The following is a 17947-nucleotide window of genomic DNA, read 5'->3' as shown; positions in this document are numbered from 1 at the left end:
TTTACCTCTGCTTTGACAGTTGCACGGCCAGGATGCCCGCGGCGATGATCGCCACGCCCAGAAAGTCCAGCAGGCCCAGTCGCTCGCCCAGAACCACCGCCGCGATGGCGACGCCGAAGAACGGGTTGAGGAAATGGAAGGTCGCGGCCTTGACCGCGCCGATCCGCCCCACCAGCCGGAACCAGATCCAGGTGGCCAGCAGCCCCGGGATCAGCGTCGTGTAAAGGAAGGCCAGCACAAGGCGGGTCGAGGGCACGACCTCCCAGGTTTCGGTGGCCACGGACACCAGCGCCAGCGCCGCGGCGCCCACCCACATCTGCAAGCCGACGATCATCAGAACATTGCCACCCGAGGACGCCCCGCGCACCGACAGCGTCGCCACCGACAGCGCCAGCGCGGCCCCGAAGCACAGCGCCAGCCCCAGCGGATCGACCCCGCCCGAAAGCCGCGCCCCCATGATGATCGCCACGCCGATCACCCCCGCCACCAGCCCCGCAAGGCCAAGCGGGCGCACCGTGTCGCCGTAGACGATGCGACCCAGAAGCGCCACCATCAGCGGCATCGTCGAGGCGACGATCGAGGCGACAGAAGCCAGAACCCATTGCATCGCCACGAAATTCAGCCCCAGATAAAGCGCGTTCTGACAGATGCCGAAAATCAGCGTGGCCTTCCATTGCGGTCGCGTCAGGCGCCAGCTTTGGCCCAGCGCCAGCGCGATCCCCACCCCCAGAGCCCCCGAGATCAGGAACCGCGCCGACAGCGCCAGCAGCGGCGGCGCCTCGGCCACGATCATCCGCGCCGAGGTGAAGGCCGATGACCACATCAGCGCGAAGGCAAGGCCCATGACTATGGCGCGAAGATCCATTCCGTTCCCTCCGTCGGTGCGATTTCGAACAGCCAGAGCCGGAAACCCCCGCTTCGGACAAGATAAAATCTGTATGCGATACAGGTTATTTGCCCGCGCCCGCCCCGGGGACGCGCCAGCGCCCACGAAAAAGGCCGCCCTGCGGATGCAGAGCGGCCCGGAACCATGAACACCCTTGCGGGGGCCTCGGGGATCAGACGTTCACGCTGTCCTTGAGGGCTTTGGCAATCGTCACCTTCACCTGCTTGTCGGCCGGTTTCATCATCGTCTCGCCGGTGGCCGGGTTGCGGACCTGACGCTCGGGACGGGCCTTGCACGAGACCTTGCCGATGCCCGGCAGCGTCACCGACCCGCCCGCCGCGACTTCCTTCGTCACGACATCGGCGATGGCGTCGATGGCGGCGGTCGCGGTTTTCTTGTCCGACCCCATGGCTTCGGCAAGCGCGGCCACCAGCTGGGTCTTGGTCATCGGTTTCGACATGGGTCTTCCTCTCATACGCCCCGGGTGGTGGGGCTATCCTGATCCGTCTGCACGGTTTGATGCGCCCTCTAACACACGGTTTTTTTCAACATGGCAAGCCTTTTCGGGCAGGTTTTGCCGATTTTCCCGGCGTCAAGGCAGCGCATCAAAGGAAGGCTGTTTCGTCAAAGGACCGCAGTTTCCGGCTGTGGATCCGCTCCAGCGGCATGGCCCGCAGCTTCTCCATCGCGCGCACGCCGATGAGCAGATGGCTGGCCACCTGGGTGCGATAAAACTCGGTCGCCATGCCCGGAAGTTTGAGTTCCCCATGCAGCGGCTTGTCGGAAACACACAAGAGCGTGCCATAGGGCACCCGGAAGCGGAACCCGTTCGCGGCGATGGTGGCGCTTTCCATGTCGAGCGCGATGGCCCGGCTTTGATTGAGCCGTTGCACCGGGCCGGACTGGTCGCGCAGCTCCCAGTTGCGGTTGTCGATGGTGGCCACCGTGCCGGTGCGCATGATCCGTTTCAGCTCGTAGCCGTCCAGTTGCGTGATCTCGGCCACGGCTTCCTGCAGGGCCACCTGCACCTCGGCCAAGGCCGGGATCGGCACCCAGACGGGCAGGTCGTCATCGAGCACATGATCCTCGCGCAGATAGGCATGGGCCAGAACGAAATCGCCCAAGCTTTGCGAATTGCGCAGCCCTGCACAATGGCCGACCATCAGCCAGGCATGCGGCCGCAGCACGGCGATATGATCGGTCGCGGTCTTGGCGTTCGACGGGCCGACGCCGATATTGACCAGCGTGATGCCGTTCCCGTCCGGCCGTTTCAGGTGATAGGTCGGCATCTGCGGCAGCTTCGCAAGCGGCGGGATCGCGCCATCGGCCGTGGTGATTTCCACATTCCCGGGCGCGACGAAACTGGTGTAGCCCTGCGCCGGATCGGCCAACATCTGCCGCGCGACCTTTTCGAATTCATCGACGTAGAACTGATAGTTGGTGAAGAGCACATGGTTCTGGAAATGCTCGGGCGCGGTCGCGGTGTAATGCGACAGCCGGGCGAGCGAGTAATCCACCCGTTGCGCGGTGAAGGGCGCCAGATGCCCGGACCCATCCGGGTTCGGCTTCGCCGTGCCATTCACGATATCGTCGTTCATGCTTTCAAGCGAGGGCACGTCGAAGACATCGCGCAAGGAAATCGTCAGCGCGCCTTCCTGCGGGATCGTCACCTCGGGCTGACCGGCGACGGCGAAATGCACCGGGATCGGCGTGTCCGAGGGGCCGATCTGCACCGGCACCCCATGGTTGCGCATCAAGAGCCCGATCTGCTGCGTCAGGTAATTGCGGAAGAGATCCGGGCGGGTGATCGTCGCCACCTTGGTCCCGGGGGACGACACATGGCCGAAGCTCAACCGGCTGTCGGCCTTGAGATGCGAAGTGACGGTGATCCGCACCTCGGGGTAGAAGGCGCGAAAGCGGGTGTCGGCGCGGCCGGTGGCCAGAACCTCGTTGAACTTCTGCAACAGAAAGCCGGTCGCCTCGGCGTAAAGCTGTTCGAGCCGGGCCACCGCGGCGGCCGGATCGGTGAACGTGTCATGCGCCGAGGGCGGCGGGGTCAGGATCGTTACGGGATCGTTCATGCGAAAAGCTCGGTCAGTTGGAATTTCGTCACATCGACAAGGCCAAGGTCGGAAATGCGGATTTCCGGGATCACCACCAAGGCCAGAAGCGAATGCTGCATATAGGCGTTGTTGAGCGTGCAGCCGCAATCGGCCATCGCTTTCACCATCGCTGCGGCGCGGGCGGCGACCTCGGCGGCGGGGTCGTCGGACATCAGCCCGGCAATCGGCAAGGGCACGGCGGCCAGTTCGGCCCCGTCTTTCCAGACGCTGATGCCGCCGCCCATCTCGCCCAGCCGGTTGGCGACGGCGGCCATCGCTTCGCGGTCGGTGCCGACGACGATCATGTGGTGGCTGTCATGCGCGACGGTCGAGCCGATGGCCATCGAGCCTTTGTAGCCAAAGCCCGAGACGAAGCCGTTCACCACCTTGCCGGTTCCCCGGTGCCGCTCGACCAGCGCGATCTGTGCCACGTCCTTGGTTTCGTCGGGCTGCGCCAGCCCGTCGATGACATCAAGCTCCGCTGTCAGCGCCTTTGTCGGCGCCTGATTTTCGACGACGCCGATCACCCTTGCCGTCACCGTATTCGCCCCTTCGGGCGCGGGAATGGCGAAATCTTCGGCGCTCAGCCGCTTGCCCAGATGCACGGTCTGTCGCGCGCTGTCGGGCCAGTCGTAACGCGGGCAGTCGACCTTCAGAATGCCGCCTTCCGCCGCCACTTGCCCCCGCGCGATCACCATTTCCACGGGCAGGGTCACCAGATCCGAGGTCAGGATCACATCCGCCCGCCGCCCGGGCGCAATCGAGCCCAGTTCCCGTTCCAGCCCGAAATGCGAGGCCGTGTTCACCGTGCACATCTGCAGCGCGATCAAGGGATCGCAGCCGCAGGCGACGGCATGGCGATAGGCCCGGTTCATGTGGCCTTCATGGACCAAAGTCCCCGAATGGCAATCGTCGGTGCACAGGATGAAGTTGCGCGGATCGAGCCCGCGTTTCGTCACCGCGGTGATCTGGCTTTCGACGTCATACCAGGCCGAGCCGAGCCGCAGCATCGCCCGCATCCCTTGCCGGACCCGGGCCACGGCGTCTTCCTCGCAGGTGCCCTCGTGGTCATCGGCCGGACCGCCCGCCGCATAGGCGCGGAACGGTGCCCCCAGATCGGGGCTGGCATAATGCCCGCCGACCGTCTTGCCCGCCCGCTGCGTCGCGGCGATCTCGGCCAGCATTTTGGCATCCGCACCAATGACGCCCGGAAAGTTCATCATCTCGCCCAAGCCGATAATGCCGGGCCAGGACATCGCCTTGGCCACATCCTCGGGGGTGATTTCAAAGCCCGTCGTCTCCAGCCCCGGCGCCGAGGGCGCGCAGGACGGCATCTGGGTGAAGATGTTGACGGGCTGCAACATCGCCTCGTCATGCATCATCCGCACGCCCGCCAGACCCAGCACATTGGCAATTTCATGCGGGTCGGTGAACATCGTCGTCGTGCCATGCGGAATGACGGCGGCGGCGAATTCCGCGGGGGTCAGCATGCCGCTCTCAACATGCATGTGGCCATCGACCAGACCGGGGATCATGTAACGGCCCTGCGCCTCGATCACGGTGGTTTCCGGCCCGATGGCGGCGGAAAGATCGGGGGCGATGGCGGCGAAACGCCCCTCGGCAATCGCGATGTCGTAACCGTCCAGCACTTCGCGGCTTTGGACGTTGACCCATTTGCCCTGCCGGATCACGCAATCGGCAGGCTCACGGCCCGCGGCGACGGCAATCAGACGCGGCGCGGCCTCGGGCCAGGTTTTGAGAGATGTCATATGTTCCATGACCAAAGGTGCCAGAGCTTTTTGCCCTTCGCAAGTGACGACGTGATGACTAGGGTGCGAACCGAAGGAGAAACCCATGAAAACGCTGCTCTCGATCGGTCACGGCTATTCCGCGCGGGCGCTGGCCCGGCTGCTTTTACCGGCGGGCTGGCGGATCATCGCAACGACGCGCAGCGCGGCGAAAGCCGAATTGCTTCGAGCCGAGGGGGCGGAGCCGTTGGTCTGGACCGGGGGGCCGCTGCCACTGGCGGAGGCGACGCATCTGCTCACCTCTGTGGCCCCGGATGGAACGGGTGACCCGGTTCTCGCTGCGCAGCGAAATGAAATTGCTGCAGCGCAGCATCTGGCTTGGGTGGGCTATCTGTCCACCGTCGGCGTCTATGGCGATCATGGCGGCGGCTGGGTCGATGAAGACACGCCCCTGACCCCCACCACCACGCGCGGCGTGCAGCGGGTGGCGGCGGAAGCGGCTTGGCAAGCGCTGGGCCTGCCGCTGCATGTCTTCCGTCTTGCCGGGATTTACGGCCCCGGTCGCGGCCCGTTCGAAAAGGTCCGCGACGGCACCGCCCGGCTGATCCTGAAGCCCGGGCAGGTGTTCTCGCGCATCCATGTGGACGACATCGCGCAGGTTCTGGCGGCCTCGATCGCGCGGCCTGATCCGGGGCGGGTTTATAACGTCTGTGACGACGCGCCGTCCCCGCCCGAGGATGTGCTGGCCTATGCGGCCGAGCTTCTGGGCCTGCCCCGCCCGCCCGAGGTGCCCTTTGACCCGGCCAGCATGAGCCCGATGGCGGCGAGTTTCTATGCCGAAAACAAGCGGGTGCGGAATGACCGGATCAAGGCTGAACTCGGGGTGAGCTTGCGCTACCCCGATTTTCGCGCCGGTCTGGAAGCGATGCTTCAGGCGGGTTGAGCGCTCAGCGGGCGTTCCTTCACCGGCAGGTGGACGAGCGCCGAGAAGGCTCCCATGCCGACGCCGACCCACCAGACCAGGGTGTAATCGCCCGCGATGTCGTAAAGCCGCCCGCCCAGCCAGACGCCCAGAAAGGCGCCCAGCTGATGGGAAAAGAACACGACCCCATAAAGCGTGCCCATGTAGCGCAGCCCGTAAAGATCGGCGATCAGGCCCGAGGTCAGCGGCACCGTCGCCAGCCAAAGCGCCCCCATGACGAGCGAGAAGACCAGCACCGTCGCGGGGGTCATCGGCGCCAGGATGAAGGCGGCGGCGGCAAGCGTGCGCAAGAGATAGATGATGGCCAGCGCGTATTTCTTCGAATAATGCCGCCCGGCCCAACCGGCAAAGATCGTGCCTGCGATATTGGCCAGACCGATCAGCGAAATGGCGACGGCGCCAAGGGTCGAGAGGCTCTCGATCCCCACGGCGGCCAGAAGGGAGCCGGGGGGAACGGCGCCGCACATCTCGGTCACCATTGCGGGGAAATGCGCGGTGATGAAGGCCAGCTGATAACCGCAGGAGAAAAAGCCCAGAAAGATCAGGGTGAAGGACGGGTCTTTCAACGCGCGTTTCAAGACCGTGCCCATCGGTTCGCTTGTCGCGTGGGGGGCGGCGCGGGCGGGGCTGCGCAGAAGCGGCAGGGCGGCCATGGCGGCCAGGATGGTAACGGCGAAGATCACGAAGACGGTTTGCCAGGGGAATTGGCTCAGCAACGCCTCGGCCACCGGCGCGCCAAAGACCTGACCGGCCGAGCCTGCCGCGGTGGCGATGCCGAGCGTGAGCGAGCGGTTCTCGTCGGATGCCGCGCGGCCGACGACGGCGAGGATCACGCCAAAACCCGTGCCCGCGATGCCGAAGCCGACGAAAATCTCCAGCAGGTCATGTTGCCAGGGCTGGGTGGCAAAGGCGGACAGCACCAGCCCGAAGGCATACATCAGCGCGCCCAGAATGATCGCCTTGCGGTCGCCGAATTTCTCGGCGATGGCGCCGAAGATCGGTTGGCCGATCCCCCAGGCCAGGTTCTGGATCGCGATGGCCAGCGAGAATTCCGCCCGCGGCCAGCCGAATTCGGTGGCGATCGGAATCTGGAACACCCCGAACGAGGCCCGGATGGCAAAGCCAAGCATCAAGATGATGGCACCGCCCACAAGGACGGGGGTGATCAGGCGGGTCTGGGTCATCTGCGTCTCCCTCGCAAGGGGATCAGTTCGCCATGCGCGACGAGGGCCGTCAACCGGCCGATTGTGCCCCGAACAATCGCGCCGCGGCCCGGCCCGCGATGCGGCCCGTCGCCAGACAGCCGGTGAGCAGATAACCGCCCGTCGGCGCCTCCCAATCCAGCATCTCGCCCGCGGCAAAGACCCCGGGCAGGGCCTTCAGTTCAAGGCTGTCGGTCAGGGCGGTCTCGGCAATGCCTCCCGCCGAAGAAATCGCCTCGGTCAGGGGACGCGGGCCAAGGTGGCGCACGGGGAGTGCTTTCAGCTTGCGGGCCAGCGCCAGCGGGTCAGAGGGCAGCGGCCGCCCCCATTCCTGCAACAGCGCCAGTTTCACCGGATCGAGCCGCAGCGCCTTGCGCAGCCGGTTGGGCAGGCTGTCGCGGGCGGGCGTGCGGCCCAGCCGATGCGCGATGTCATCCAGCCGCAGATCGGGCGCAAGGTCGAGCGCCAGCGGCGCTCCATCCCGCACTAGCGCCGCAATCGCATAGATGCCGCCGCCTTCAAGGCCCCGCGACGACAGCACGAATTCCCCGCGGCTGGTCTGGTCGGGCGTGACCAGCGCGGCGCCCTTGACCGGTTGGCCCAGATGCGCGGCCATATGGGGCGACCAATCGACCAGCAGCCCCATGTTCGCGGGCCGGAACGGGGCAAGGCTCACGCCTTTGTCCCTCAGCCACGGCACCCAGGCCGCATCCGAGCCGAGCCGCGGCCAGCTTGCGCCGCCAAGTGCCAGAACGGTGACGGTTGGGGTCAGAACCTGCGGCCCCTCCGGCGTGTCAAAGGCGAAACCCGTCCCGGCAAAGCCGGTCCAGCGCCAGCGGGTGCGCGTTTCCACCCCCAGATCGGCCAGCCGCCGCGCCCAAAGCCGCAGCATCGGCGAGGCCTTCATCTCGACCGGAAACACCCGCCCGGTCGAGCCGGTGAACAGATCGACCCCAAGACCGCGGGCGAAGTCCATCACCCCCCCGGGGCCAAAACCAGCCACATGCGGGCGAATCCAGTCCGGCGTGTAAGCGGTCAGGAACTGCGGAAGCGGCTCGTCGCGGGTCAGGTTCAGCCCGGATTTCCCCGCCATCAGAAACTTGCGCGCCAAGGTCGGCTTCGCCTCGGCCAGCACGACGCGCGCGCCGGCGCGGGCCAGTTCCTCGGCGGCCATCATGCCCCCCGGACCGCCGCCGATCACCAGCGCCGTCACAGCTTCGCCGCCACGGAAGCAAGCCGCATCAGCGCCCGTTCGATCACCGCCATCTGCGGCGCTTTCGAGGCCGAACGCAGGGTCAGATCGGCCTCGATCAGCACTTTCAGCGCCTCCTCGAGCCGCATCATCCCCCAGCGGCTCGCCTGCCGCTGCAGCACGTCGCGGCGCGGGCCAAAGACCGGCGGGCGCAGCTTGCCAAGCCCCGCGCCCACCCCGCCCGGGTCCGAGGCCGCCATGTGCAGGGTCCGAAAATGCCGCGTCGCCATGATGGCGAGTGTCACCGGCTGCACGCCCTGCCCCTCGATCCGGCGCATCATCCGCGCAAGATCCAAGGGCCGCCCGTCGGCCACCAGTTCCAGCACCTCGTCGATCTCGGCTTCAACCGTGGTGGGCGCCGAAAGCGCCACCTCGGCCGGGGTCAGGGGCGTGCTATCCCCATGTTTGTAAAGCGCGATCTTTTCGATCGTCTGGCGGAAATCGCCGGGGTCGAGCGCCTTCGACAGCGCCAGAACATCGGTCATCGTCTCGTTCGGGATCGCCCGCAGACCGGCCTTTTTCAGGATCTCCTCGATCTCCTCGCGGCTGGGCGGGTCGTCGTAAATCCCGATCGCATAGGCGTTCGGATGGTTTTCAAAGATCTTGCGCAGCGCCGATTTCGCCGTCAGTGCCCCGGCGGTCACGATGATCTGCGCATCGCCATGGGTCCAGGCCTTCACCGCCGCGTCAAAGGCGGGGGCGGTGGTGTCGGTGGCTTCTTCGACAAAGACGACGCGGGGGCCGGGGAAAAAACCGATCTCCTTGATGCCGTCGATCACCTGCGAGGCATCCTTGCGCAGATCGGCGCCCGAAAGGCGCGTGAGCCGCATCTCGGCCTCGCCCTCGGGGCCGATCAGGGCCGCGATCACCTCTTGCCGCCGTAGGGCCACCCGCATCGCATCGGCGCCGTAGATCAAAAGCCCCAGCCGCGCCGGATCGGGCTTGCCGAAATAGCGCGTTGCGGCGATGCCGGTCAGCTTCATTGCGGCAGCGTGCTTGCCTGCGCCAGCAGACGGGTAATGATCTGATCGGCCAGCATCCGCATCAGGCGGCGATGCGCGTCATCCTCGGCCGAGGAGGTCGCGACGACCGAGCCCGAGGCCGACCAGGAGGTGAAGCTGCTGACCTTGCCCGCCAGCAGCACGGCTTCCGAGCGGCTGTCCTGCAGCCGGTAATCGACCTGCCCGGTCAGCGAATAGCGCGTCGTCGCGCCTTCGGGGGTGATCGCCTGGCCCAGAACATCGGTGGTGACGGTGTAAGACAGCCGATAGCGGGCCTTGTCCACCGGGCCGAGCCGTTCCGACAACCGCCGCACCAGCGCGAAATCGTCGGGCGTCTGCGGCATGTCGGTTTCAACGCGGCCCAAAAGCCCGGCTGCGCCACCCTTTGGCCCATAGGCCGGGGTGAAGCCGCAGCCCGAAAGGGCCGCGGCGCCAAGCAGAGCCAGAAAGGACCGACGGTCAGATGACCACATTGACGATGCGCCCCGGCACGACGATGAGCTTTTTCGGCTGGCCACCGGCCAGAACCTTGATCACAGTCTCGTCCGCCAGCACGAGCTTTTCAACCTCGGAAGCGGGCATGTCCTTCGGCACGGTGACCTCGGACCGGCGCTTGCCGTTGATCTGAATCGGCAGCGTGACGGTATCTTCGACCAGCATCGCCGGATCGGCCTTGGGCCAGGGCGCGCGCACCACCAGACCTTCGCCGCCCTGATGCGCCCAGACATCCTCGGCCAGATGCGGCACCATCGGCGCCATCAGCTGGGCAAGGGTCCGCATCGCCTGTTGCCGGACGGGCTTCGAGGCATCCGATTTCGCCAGCGTGTTGGTGAATTCGTAAAGCTTCGCAATCGCCTTGTTGAAGGCGAAATTCTCGATCGAGAAGGTCACATCGGCAATCGCCCGATGCATGGCGCGCAACAGCGCCTCATCCTCGCGGGGCGGCAGGTCATCGGGCAGCGACGCGATGCGGTCGCACAGGTTCCAGACCCGCGTCAGGTGCTTGCAGGCGGCCTCGGCCCCCGAGGCGGTCCATTCCACGTCACGTTCGGGCGGGCTGTCCGACATCACGAACCAGCGCGCGGTATCGGCGCCGAATTGCGCGATGATGTTCATCGGATCGACGACGTTCTTCTTCGACTTCGACATCTTGGCCGAGGGGATGACTTTAACGATCGATGGGTCGTTGGCATCTTTGAGCGCCAATGCAATCAAGCGGTTTGCTACGTCGTGCCCACCGTCGTTCGATGTAAAGTTAGCCCGGAGCTTCTTGTCCTCCAATGCCGACTTGAGGACATGGATTGTGCCCTCTTGTGTTCCGACGGCCTCGACTTCTTCCGGAAGATGATAAACTAGCCTCGGGGGACCATCGATTTCGATTTCTTGGCCATCGCTTTTTGTAATCGACAGCTTGGTTTTTCGCTCTGTCGTGTAGATCTCGTGCGTCACCATGCCTTGGGTGAAAAGCGCGTCGAAGGGCTCGATCGCTTTCGCGGGCAGGTGCCCGGTCTTCGCCATCGCCCGGGCGAAGAAGCGCGAATAGAGCAGGTGCAGAATCGCATGCTCGATGCCGCCGATATATTGATCGACGTTCATCCAGTAGTCGGCATCCTCGGCCACGGTCGGCGTCGTCGCATGCGGCGCGGTGAAGCGCGCGTAATACCAGGACGAATCGACAAAGGTGTCCATCGTGTCGGTTTCGCGCCGGGCGGGGGCCCCGCATTTCGGGCAAGCACAGTCGCGCCAGGTCGGATGCCGGTCGAGCGGGTTACCCGGCTTGTCGAAGGTGACATCATCGGGCAGCCGGATCGGCAGGTTTTCCTTTTTCTCGGGCACGACACCGCAGGCGGCGCAATGCACGACGGGAATCGGGCAGCCCCAGTAGCGCTGCCGCGACAGACCCCAGTCGCGCAGGCGGTATTTCGTGACGCCGGTGCCCCAGCCCGCCGCCTCGGCAAAGGCGATGGCTGCGGCCACGCCGTCCTCGCCGGTTTGCACGTCCGCCCCGGCAAAGCCGCGGATGTAGCGGACGGTTTCCGATTTCATCGGCACGAAGGCCTCGGTCAACACGGCTTCTTCGGCGCCTTGCGCGACGAAGACCGGGTTGATCGGCAGGGCATATTTCGTGGCAAACTCGAAGTCGCGCTGGTCATGCGCCGGGCAGCCAAAGATGGCGCCGGTGCCGTAATCCATCAAGATGAAGTTCGCGATCCAGACCGGCAATTCCCAAGCCGGATCAAGCGGATGCTTGACACGGATGCCGGTGTCCAGACCGATCTTTTCCGCCGTCTCGATCGCTTCCTCGGTGGTGCCGCCCTTGCGGCATTGCGCGATGAACTCGGCCATTTCCGGGTTCGCCGCTTCCAGCACTTTCGCCAGCGGATGATCGGGCGAGATGCCGACGAAAGACGCCCCCATCAGCGTGTCCGGCCGCGTCGTGTAAACCTCGATCTGGCCGAAACCTTCGGGTGCATCGACGGTATCGAAGCTGAATTGCAGCCCGCGCGACTGGCCGATCCAGTTCGCCTGCATCAGCCGCACCTTTTCCGGCCAGTCCTTCAGACCATCGAGCGCGGCGAGCAACTCGCCCGCGTAATCGGAAATCTTGAAGAACCACTGCGTCAGTTCCTTGCGCTCGACCAGCGCGCCCGAGCGCCAGCCGCGCCCGTCTTCGACCTGTTCATTCGCCAGAACCGTCATGTCGACCGGGTCCCAGTTCACCACCGCCGCCTTGCGATAGACAAGACCAGCCTCCAGCATATCAAGGAACATCGCCTGCTGCTGGCCGTAATAGTCCGGGTCGCAGGTGGCAAACTCGCGGCTCCAGTCGATGGAAAGCCCCAGCGGCTTCATCTGCGCGCGCATGTCGGCGATGTTCGAATAGGTCCAGTCCTTCGGATGGCCGCCCCGCTCCATCGCGGCGTTTTCCGCCGGCATCCCGAAGGCGTCCCAGCCCATCGGGTGCAACACGCTGAAACCGCAAGACATTTTATACCGCGCGACGACATCGCCCATGGTGTAGTTGCGCACATGCCCCATGTGGATGCGCCCCGACGGATAGGGGAACATCTCCAGTACATAATATTTCGGCTTGGCGGGGTCACGCCGCGCGGTGAACACGCCCTCCGCCTCCCAGGCGGCTTGCCAATTCTTTTCGCTCTGGCTCGGCTCGTAACGCGACATCTGGCCCCTCGTTCGTCATCGGTCGCGGGTTTGCTACACCGCGCGGGGCCGGAAGGTCCAGTGATCAGCACCGACAAGTGACAAAATATCCCCGCCGCGGAAGCGCCCGGGCGGGGAAATCGTCGCCTTGTGACGGATCAGAGATTCGAGTCGCGGATGCGCAGCTGCCGGGCGCGGGTCAGGATCGCATCTTCGACCGCGCGCACGGTTTCCGGGGCCACCGTGCCACCGCGGCTTTCCAGCGACACCTTGAGCGAGCGCGCATCGAGCGCCGGATCGGTGATGTGGATCGTGGCGCGATAAGCCTTGCCGCCGCCGGGCGGCGTGCCGTAGCCCGTCACGATCAGGCCCGAGAACGGATCGACCGACTGGATCGGCAGGAAGTCGAGCACCTGAAGCGAGGCGGTCCACAGATATTTGTTCACCGCCAGGCTGACGTTCGGGTCCTCGTTGTTCGAGAACAGATCCCACAGCGTCGATTGCTGCGGCTCGACATTGAACTTGTCGAAGGCGGTTTCCTGCTTTTGCGGCGTCTGCGCGGGGCCGCCCCACTGGAACAGCCTGCCGCTGGAGGTGCCGCCACAGCCCGCCACAGCCAGCCCGAGGCCCAGCACCGCCGCGGTGCGCAGAGAGGTTGCTTTGTTCATCCGATCGACTGCCCCCGCAGGCTGAACCCATTGGCTTTTCCTGTCTCTAGCCGATGGCCGGGGGGGCGACAAGATTTTTCCCCATGCGGCCGCGCCCGCGCCCGTCCGAAGCCCGCTGACCCCAGCGGGGCACTGTGGCAAAGCTGCACCATGCGGTTTCGCTTTGGGCGCTTCGGCCCCGTTTTCGTTGCAATGCGGGGCGGGGCGAGAGAAAAAGCCTTCATACCCAACTCGGATTCCCCTGAGTTGGGGCTGACCTTAGCAAAACGAGGGAAAAATGAAAAAGCTTCTCATCGCGTCGACCGCGCTCGTCATGGTCGCTGGCGCCGCCGCCGCCGAAGTGAAACTCTCGGGCAACGCCCGTATGGGTGTCGTGTACAACGGCGATGATGCCTACTTCTCGAGCCGCGCTCGCGTGGTTTTCACTCTGTCGGGCACCACCGATTCTGGTCTGGAATTCGGCGCGACCTTCCGCGCTGACGAGGCTGGCGACACCGCTGCCAACAACGGCGCCGCGTTCGGCAACGAAGGCACCGTGTTCATCTCGGGCGCTTTCGGCAAAATCGAAATGGGCGACACCGTTTCGGCTCCGGAAGCCCTGTTCGGTGACCTGTACGAAGTTGGTTACACCGACCTCGCCATGGGCGGCCTGAGCAACGACATCCCCTACCTGACCGGTGATGGCAACGGCGCTGGCGGCACCTCGGCGGGTAACCCGAGTGTCCTGTACACCTACTCGGCTGGCGCCTTCTCGGTTGCCGCGTCGATGACCGACGGCGTGAACGCGACCCCGGCTGGCGATCCGTCGAACGCAGTCACCGCTGACGACGCGACCCAATACGCCGTTGCTGGCGCCTACACCTTCGGCAACTACACCGTGGGTCTGGGCTACGAAGTCATCGATCCGGTCGTCGGTGCCGACGTTGATCAAGTCGAGCTGGCCGGTACCGCCAAATTCGGCGCCACCAACGTCAAAGCCTACTACGCCTCCATCAGCGCCTTGGTTGATGCTAAAGCCTATGGCGTTAGCGTCGATACTACCTTCGGTGCGACCACCGTTGGCGGCTATGTGCAAACCATCGACAGCGACTTCAACCCGGCTGACGTGACTTGGTACGGTCTCGGCGCTTCGTACGATCTGGGCGGCGGCGCTTCGATTGTTGGCGGTATCGCCGACAACGACCTGCCGAACTCCGACATGGTTGCGGACTTCGGTGTGAAGTTCAAGTTCTGATCTCTCGGAACCTGATCGGGAAAGAGCGGGCGTTTCGCCCGCTCTTTTCTTTTTCGGTGCCCCGTGCTGTTTTGCGCCAAAGGAGATCGCCATGGGACTGCAGGAGATTCAAACCCGGATCGCCGCCGCGGAGCGGGCCGCCGGGCGGGCCGGGGGGGCGGTGTCGCTGATCGCCGTGTCCAAGGTGCAGCCGCCCGACCGGGTGGCGGCGGTGCTGGATCAGGGGCAGCGGCTTTTCGGCGAGAATTACGTGCAGGAAGCGGCGGGCAAATGGCCCGACTGGCGGGCGCAGTTTCCGGGCGTGGCCGTGCACATGATCGGGCCCTTGCAGACGAACAAGGCGAAACAGGCGGTGGCGTTGTTCGAGGCGATCCACACGCTTGACCGGCCCTCGCTGGCGGTGAAGCTGGCGTCTTTGGCGCAGGCGCGCGGGGCCAGCCCCGATCTTTTCGTGCAGGTCAACACCGGCGCCGAGCCGCAAAAGGCGGGCGTCCTGCCCGAGGCGCTGGATGATTTCGTGGCCGAGGCGCGGCGGCTGGATCTGCCGGTGGTCGGGCTGATGTGCATTCCGCCCGAAGCGGAAGACCCCGGCCCGCATTTCGCCCTGCTCGCCGGGATGGCGGCGCGGAACGGGCTGACCGGGCTTTCGATGGGGATGAGTTCGGATTTCGAAGCGGCGATTGCCGCCGGGGCCACGCATGTGCGCGTAGGCTCGGCGATTTTCGGGGCGCGCGATTACGGGGCGAAGGCTTAAGCCTTGTCGGCGGACCGGGGCGCTGCCCCGGACCCCGGGATATTTTTCGCAAGATAAAAGCAGGCAAGCGGCGGGATCAAAAGCGCGGTGCCGGGTTTCAGGCTGCGGGCGAGTTTGATCAGATCGGCACGGCGGAGCGCAAGACACCCCGCGGTCGGAAACCCAAGGCGGCGGCGCTGATGCAGGAAGATCGCCGAGCCCTTGCCGGGCGTGGCCTTCGGATAGTTCCAGTCGGTGATCAGAACGATGTCGTAAAGCGGATCGCGGCGGGCGAGGCGTTCGTGGCTGGCCCCGAACGGCGCCCTCACCGGCTGGTTGTAGGCGGGGTGGTCCGGGGCGTCGCACCACAGATCCTGCGGGCCGATGGGCTTGGCCCATTTCGCCGGGCGGGGCAGGCGGTCGGCGCGATAGAGCATACCGACGATGCGCAGCCGACCCACCGGGGTGGCGCCGTCGCCTTCGCGCTTGCTTAGGCTCAGCCCGCCGCGGCCGATCTGCACCGGATGGCGGCGGCCGTGGAACAGAAGTCCGGTGGCGGTCAGACGGATCACAGCAGATGCCCCGATTTTGCCGCCTTGGTGGCCAGATAGGCTTCGTTGTGGCGGCTTTTGCCGACCTTGAGCGGCACCCGTTCAGTCACCGCAATGCCGTGGGTTTCCAGCATCCGCACCTTGGCCGGGTTGTTGGTCAGAAGCCGCACCGAGGTGAAGCCGAGCTTCTTCAGCAGCGCCGCGCCGATGCGGAAATCGCGCTCGTCATCCTCAAACCCCAGCCGGTGGTTCGCCTCGACCGTGTCAAAGCCCTGATCTTGCAGCGAATAGGCGCGCATCTTGTTGGCCAGCCCGATGCCTCGCCCCTCCTGATTGAGGTAAAGCAGCACGCCCGCCCCCTCGGCCCCCATCTGGTGCAGCGCCGCATCCAGCTGCGGGCCGCAATCGCATTTCAGCGAGCCCATCACATCGCCGGTGAAACAGGCCGAATGCAGCCGCGCCAGAACCGGTTGCGCCCGGTCGGGGGACCCGATCTCGATGGCGTAATGTTCAGGTCCGCCATCGTCGGGGCGAAAGATATGCAGCCGCCCCTTTTCCGCCGCCCGCATCGGCACCCGCGCGGCGGCGACGGGGGCAAAGGCGGCTTCCGAGGAAAGGAGGTGCAGCACCTGCGTGGCGTCGAGCGCCGTCAGCCCCTCCGGCGCGGGTGTTGGCAGCGGGGCAAGCAGTGCCGCGGGCAGAAGCTGCGCCGTCTTCGTCAGGCCAATCGCGGCCCGGGCCAGCGTGGCATCGCCGCCGCGCTGGCTGGTCAGCGGTCCCTTCATCGGCATGCGCAGATCATCGGCCGGATCGGCCAGCGCCCGCAGCCAGGCCAGATCGGCGTCCTCGGGCACGGCGATCCGGGCAAGGTCGTCATCGTAGACCCGGGCCTTCAGCGTCTCAGCGCGCCAGGCGGTCAGCGCCAGGGTCAGCGGCCCAAGACCGCGCAGGGCGTCAAGACGCTCGGGCGAGAGCGTCTCGACGGCGACGGCCAGACCCTGCCCCGACAGCACGACGGGCAGGCCGAGCCGCAGATCGGCGCGGGCGCGGTTGATCAGTTCAAGGGGGCTCGGGCCGAGAAAGACGGGCGTTTCCATGGCCGGAAGATAGCGGCGGTTGAAACAGATTGAAACACTTCCCCGCCCTGCGTCACCCTTGCGTGAGAAAGATTTCACCTCTCTTGCCGCAGTGGTGAGGAGAGTCCAGCTTGACACGAACCGCAATAAGACCGGGAGGCAAAGATGGCCGGGCTGAAAAAAATTCTTCTGGTGGATGACGACAGCGACCTGCGCGAGGCGCTGGCCGAGCAGCTGATCGCGACCGAGGAATTCGACGTGTTCGAGGCGGGTTCGGGCGCCGAAGGGGTCGAAAAGGCCAAGGGCGCGCTTTACGATCTGGTGATGCTCGATGTGGGCCTGCCCGATACCGACGGCCGCGAGCTGTGCAAGAAGCTGCGCAAGCAAGGCGTCAAATGCCCGATCATGATGCTGACCGGCCATGACACCGATGCGGACACGATCCTTGGGCTCGACAGCGGCGCGAATGATTACATCACGAAGCCCTTCAAGTTCCCGGTGCTGCTGGCCCGCATCCGGGCGCAGCTGCGCACGCATGAACAATCCGAAGACGCGGTGTTCCAGCTGGGCCCGTATACGTTCAAGCCGGCGATGAAGATGCTGATCGACGCCAAGGATCGCAAGATCCGGCTGACGGAAAAGGAAACCAACATTCTAAAGTTCCTCTACCGGGCGCAGGATGGGGTGGTGGCGCGCGATGTGCTGTTGCACGAGGTCTGGGGCTACAATGCGGGGGTGACCACGCATACGCTCGAAACCCACATCTACCGGCTGCGCCAGAAGATCGAGCCCGATCCGTCGAATGCGCGGCTTCTGATCACGGAATCGGGCGGCTATCGGCTGGTCGCCTGATACCGCCCAGGAGCGGGGGTTTCACACCCCCGCACCCCCGTGGGATATTTGCACCAAGGTGAAAGGGCGTCCGGGATCTGCTTTCACCTTGGTGAAAATATCCCGGGGGGAGTCCGCTTGCGGACGGGGGGCAGCACCCCCCTACACCGTCGGATTGATGCCGTCCTCGGCCTCTTCCAGACTGATGCCCATCGCATTCAGCCCGTCTTCCAGGTAATCGGCCAGCATCGGGATGCCCAGAAGGTAATCCTCGGTCGGCGCCGTCGCCTCGGCCTTGGCGGTTTCGAAGGCCTCGTCGAATTCCTCGGCTTCGAAGGTCTCGCGGCCGATCCACATCAGCGCGGTCAGCGCCGCTTGTTCATCCTCGTTCAGCGCCGCGATGAAGGCGCGCAGCTCGCGCCCCTGACCGGAGCCGGGCACTTCGGCGTCGAATTTCCGGGCGCGGATGATCACATGGGCGATTTTCGACGGGCTGATCGGCAGCATGACACGTCCTCC

General features: G+C 65.4%; 16 protein-coding genes and 2 pseudogenes. 4 read left to right on the top strand and 14 right to left on the bottom strand.

Going from position 1 to position 17947, the window contains the following annotated elements; translation table 11 throughout:
* Window position 1: 1 nt before the first annotated feature.
* The 4 genes from ACTTAG_RS17545 to ade form a co-directional block, all read right to left on the bottom strand.
* The gene (locus ACTTAG_RS17545; RefSeq protein ID WP_444463471.1) at window positions 2–865 is read right to left on the bottom strand and encodes a DMT family transporter; all 864 of its coding nucleotides are present in this window, start codon (window positions 863–865) and stop codon (window positions 2–4) included.
* A gap of 193 nt (window positions 866–1058) precedes the next feature.
* The gene (locus tag ACTTAG_RS17540) at window positions 1059–1346 is read right to left on the bottom strand and encodes an HU family DNA-binding protein (protein ID WP_013065996.1); all 288 of its coding nucleotides are present in this window, start codon (window positions 1344–1346) and stop codon (window positions 1059–1061) included.
* 145 nt (window positions 1347–1491) lie between these two features.
* Window positions 1492–2967 carry an AMP nucleosidase gene (locus ACTTAG_RS17535; protein WP_444463470.1) on the bottom strand — a complete coding sequence of 492 codons (1476 nt, stop codon included), beginning with the start codon at window positions 2965–2967 and terminating at the stop codon, window positions 1492–1494.
* Window positions 2964–4766, bottom strand: coding sequence for an adenine deaminase (gene ade / locus ACTTAG_RS17530; RefSeq protein ID WP_444463469.1), 1803 nt, complete (start codon window positions 4764–4766; stop codon window positions 2964–2966). Before ade ends, ACTTAG_RS17535 begins: the two co-directional genes overlap by 4 nt.
* A gap of 76 nt (window positions 4767–4842) precedes the next feature.
* On the opposite strand from ade, the gene ACTTAG_RS17525 reads away from it, so the two are divergent.
* On the top strand, window positions 4843–5679 hold the full coding sequence (locus ACTTAG_RS17525; RefSeq protein ID WP_444463468.1) for an SDR family oxidoreductase: 837 nt from the start codon (window positions 4843–4845) through the stop codon (window positions 5677–5679).
* Here ACTTAG_RS17525 and ACTTAG_RS17520 read toward each other — a convergent pair.
* The 7 genes and pseudogenes from ACTTAG_RS17520 to ACTTAG_RS17490 form a co-directional block, all read right to left on the bottom strand.
* Window positions 5667–6902: an MFS transporter gene (locus tag ACTTAG_RS17520; RefSeq protein WP_444463467.1), complete on the bottom strand. Its 1236-nt coding sequence runs from the start codon at window positions 6900–6902 to the stop codon at window positions 5667–5669. The genes ACTTAG_RS17525 and ACTTAG_RS17520 overlap by 13 nt on opposite strands.
* A 49-nt stretch (window positions 6903–6951) precedes the next feature.
* Window positions 6952–8133 (bottom strand): TIGR03862 family flavoprotein, encoded by a 1182-nt coding sequence (locus tag ACTTAG_RS17515; RefSeq protein WP_444463466.1) that lies wholly within the window; start codon window positions 8131–8133, stop codon window positions 6952–6954.
* Window positions 8130–9155 (bottom strand): DNA polymerase III subunit delta, encoded by a 1026-nt coding sequence (holA, locus tag ACTTAG_RS17510; protein ID WP_444463465.1) that lies wholly within the window; start codon window positions 9153–9155, stop codon window positions 8130–8132. The genes ACTTAG_RS17515 and holA overlap by 4 nt, the downstream gene beginning before the upstream one ends.
* Complete coding sequence (gene lptE, locus ACTTAG_RS17505; protein WP_444463464.1) at window positions 9152–9646, bottom strand: LPS assembly lipoprotein LptE; 495 nt, start codon at window positions 9644–9646, stop codon at window positions 9152–9154. Before lptE ends, holA begins: the two co-directional genes overlap by 4 nt.
* A pseudogene (locus tag ACTTAG_RS17500) lies at window positions 9633–10346 on the bottom strand (class I tRNA ligase family protein); the annotation flags it as partial. The gene lptE and the pseudogene ACTTAG_RS17500, both read right to left, overlap by 14 nt.
* A gap of 153 nt (window positions 10347–10499) precedes the next feature.
* Window positions 10500–12356, bottom strand: a pseudogene (gene leuS, locus ACTTAG_RS17495) (leucine--tRNA ligase); the annotation flags it as partial.
* A gap of 137 nt (window positions 12357–12493) precedes the next feature.
* Complete coding sequence (locus tag ACTTAG_RS17490; protein ID WP_444463463.1) at window positions 12494–13003, bottom strand: DUF3576 domain-containing protein; 510 nt, start codon at window positions 13001–13003, stop codon at window positions 12494–12496.
* A 277-nt stretch (window positions 13004–13280) separates the two neighbouring features.
* Between ACTTAG_RS17490 and ACTTAG_RS17485 the strand changes: the two genes are divergently transcribed.
* Both ACTTAG_RS17485 and ACTTAG_RS17480 read left to right on the top strand, forming a co-directional pair.
* Entirely contained in the window at window positions 13281–14237 is a 957-nt protein-coding gene (locus tag ACTTAG_RS17485; RefSeq protein ID WP_444463462.1) for a porin, read from the top strand.
* A gap of 91 nt (window positions 14238–14328) precedes the next feature.
* Window positions 14329–14991, top strand: coding sequence for a YggS family pyridoxal phosphate-dependent enzyme (locus ACTTAG_RS17480; protein WP_444463461.1), 663 nt, complete (start codon window positions 14329–14331; stop codon window positions 14989–14991).
* On the opposite strand, the gene ACTTAG_RS17475 is transcribed toward ACTTAG_RS17480, so the two are convergent.
* Window positions 14988–15542, bottom strand: coding sequence for a L,D-transpeptidase family protein (locus tag ACTTAG_RS17475; RefSeq protein ID WP_444463460.1), 555 nt, complete (start codon window positions 15540–15542; stop codon window positions 14988–14990). The genes ACTTAG_RS17480 and ACTTAG_RS17475 overlap by 4 nt on opposite strands.
* Entirely contained in the window at window positions 15539–16618 is a 1080-nt protein-coding gene (gene ribA / locus ACTTAG_RS17470) for a GTP cyclohydrolase II (protein ID WP_444463459.1), read from the bottom strand. The genes ACTTAG_RS17475 and ribA overlap by 4 nt, the downstream gene beginning before the upstream one ends.
* Window positions 16619–16762: 144 nt before the next feature.
* Between ribA and ACTTAG_RS17465 the strand changes: the two genes are divergently transcribed.
* Window positions 16763–17449 (top strand): response regulator transcription factor, encoded by a 687-nt coding sequence (locus tag ACTTAG_RS17465; RefSeq protein ID WP_013066010.1) that lies wholly within the window; start codon window positions 16763–16765, stop codon window positions 17447–17449.
* A gap of 141 nt (window positions 17450–17590) precedes the next feature.
* Here the strand turns inward: ACTTAG_RS17465 and ACTTAG_RS17460 are convergent, their stop codons facing one another.
* Window positions 17591–17935: a DUF3775 domain-containing protein gene (locus ACTTAG_RS17460; protein WP_444463458.1), complete on the bottom strand. Its 345-nt coding sequence runs from the start codon at window positions 17933–17935 to the stop codon at window positions 17591–17593.
* Window positions 17936–17947 lie beyond the last annotated feature (12 nt).

Origin of the sequence: Rhodobacter capsulatus (assembly GCF_052363185.1) — a bacterium.
GTDB lineage: Bacteria > Pseudomonadota > Alphaproteobacteria > Rhodobacterales > Rhodobacteraceae > Rhodobacter > Rhodobacter capsulatus_E.
The sequence above is the reverse complement of the archived record's forward strand: the minus strand, read 5'-3'. Positions and strand labels throughout refer to the sequence as shown.

What these genes read in the sequence shown, in the direction of transcription:
- ACTTAG_RS17480 (WP_444463461.1), top strand. Translation starts at nt 14,329, where the DNA reads ATGGGACTGCAGGAGATTCAAACCCGGATCGCCGCCGCGGAGCGGGCC.
- ACTTAG_RS17525 (WP_444463468.1), top strand. Translation starts at nt 4,843, where the DNA reads ATGAAAACGCTGCTCTCGATCGGTCACGGCTATTCCGCGCGGGCGCTG.
- ACTTAG_RS17465 (WP_013066010.1), top strand. Translation starts at nt 16,763, where the DNA reads ATGGCCGGGCTGAAAAAAATTCTTCTGGTGGATGACGACAGCGACCTG.
- ACTTAG_RS17460 (WP_444463458.1), bottom strand. Translation starts at nt 17,935, where the DNA reads ATGCTGCCGATCAGCCCGTCGAAAATCGCCCATGTGATCATCCGCGCC.
- ACTTAG_RS17535 (WP_444463470.1), bottom strand. Translation starts at nt 2,967, where the DNA reads ATGAACGATCCCGTAACGATCCTGACCCCGCCGCCCTCGGCGCATGAC.
- ACTTAG_RS17545 (WP_444463471.1), bottom strand. Translation starts at nt 865, where the DNA reads ATGGATCTTCGCGCCATAGTCATGGGCCTTGCCTTCGCGCTGATGTGG.
- ade (WP_444463469.1), bottom strand. Translation starts at nt 4,766, where the DNA reads ATGGAACATATGACATCTCTCAAAACCTGGCCCGAGGCCGCGCCGCGT.
- ribA (WP_444463459.1), bottom strand. Translation starts at nt 16,618, where the DNA reads ATGGAAACGCCCGTCTTTCTCGGCCCGAGCCCCCTTGAACTGATCAAC.
- ACTTAG_RS17485 (WP_444463462.1), top strand. Translation starts at nt 13,281, where the DNA reads ATGAAAAAGCTTCTCATCGCGTCGACCGCGCTCGTCATGGTCGCTGGC.
- ACTTAG_RS17520 (WP_444463467.1), bottom strand. Translation starts at nt 6,902, where the DNA reads ATGACCCAGACCCGCCTGATCACCCCCGTCCTTGTGGGCGGTGCCATC.
- ACTTAG_RS17540 (WP_013065996.1), bottom strand. Translation starts at nt 1,346, where the DNA reads ATGTCGAAACCGATGACCAAGACCCAGCTGGTGGCCGCGCTTGCCGAA.
- holA (WP_444463465.1), bottom strand. Translation starts at nt 9,155, where the DNA reads ATGAAGCTGACCGGCATCGCCGCAACGCGCTATTTCGGCAAGCCCGAT.
- ACTTAG_RS17490 (WP_444463463.1), bottom strand. Translation starts at nt 13,003, where the DNA reads ATGAACAAAGCAACCTCTCTGCGCACCGCGGCGGTGCTGGGCCTCGGG.
- lptE (WP_444463464.1), bottom strand. Translation starts at nt 9,646, where the DNA reads ATGTGGTCATCTGACCGTCGGTCCTTTCTGGCTCTGCTTGGCGCCGCG.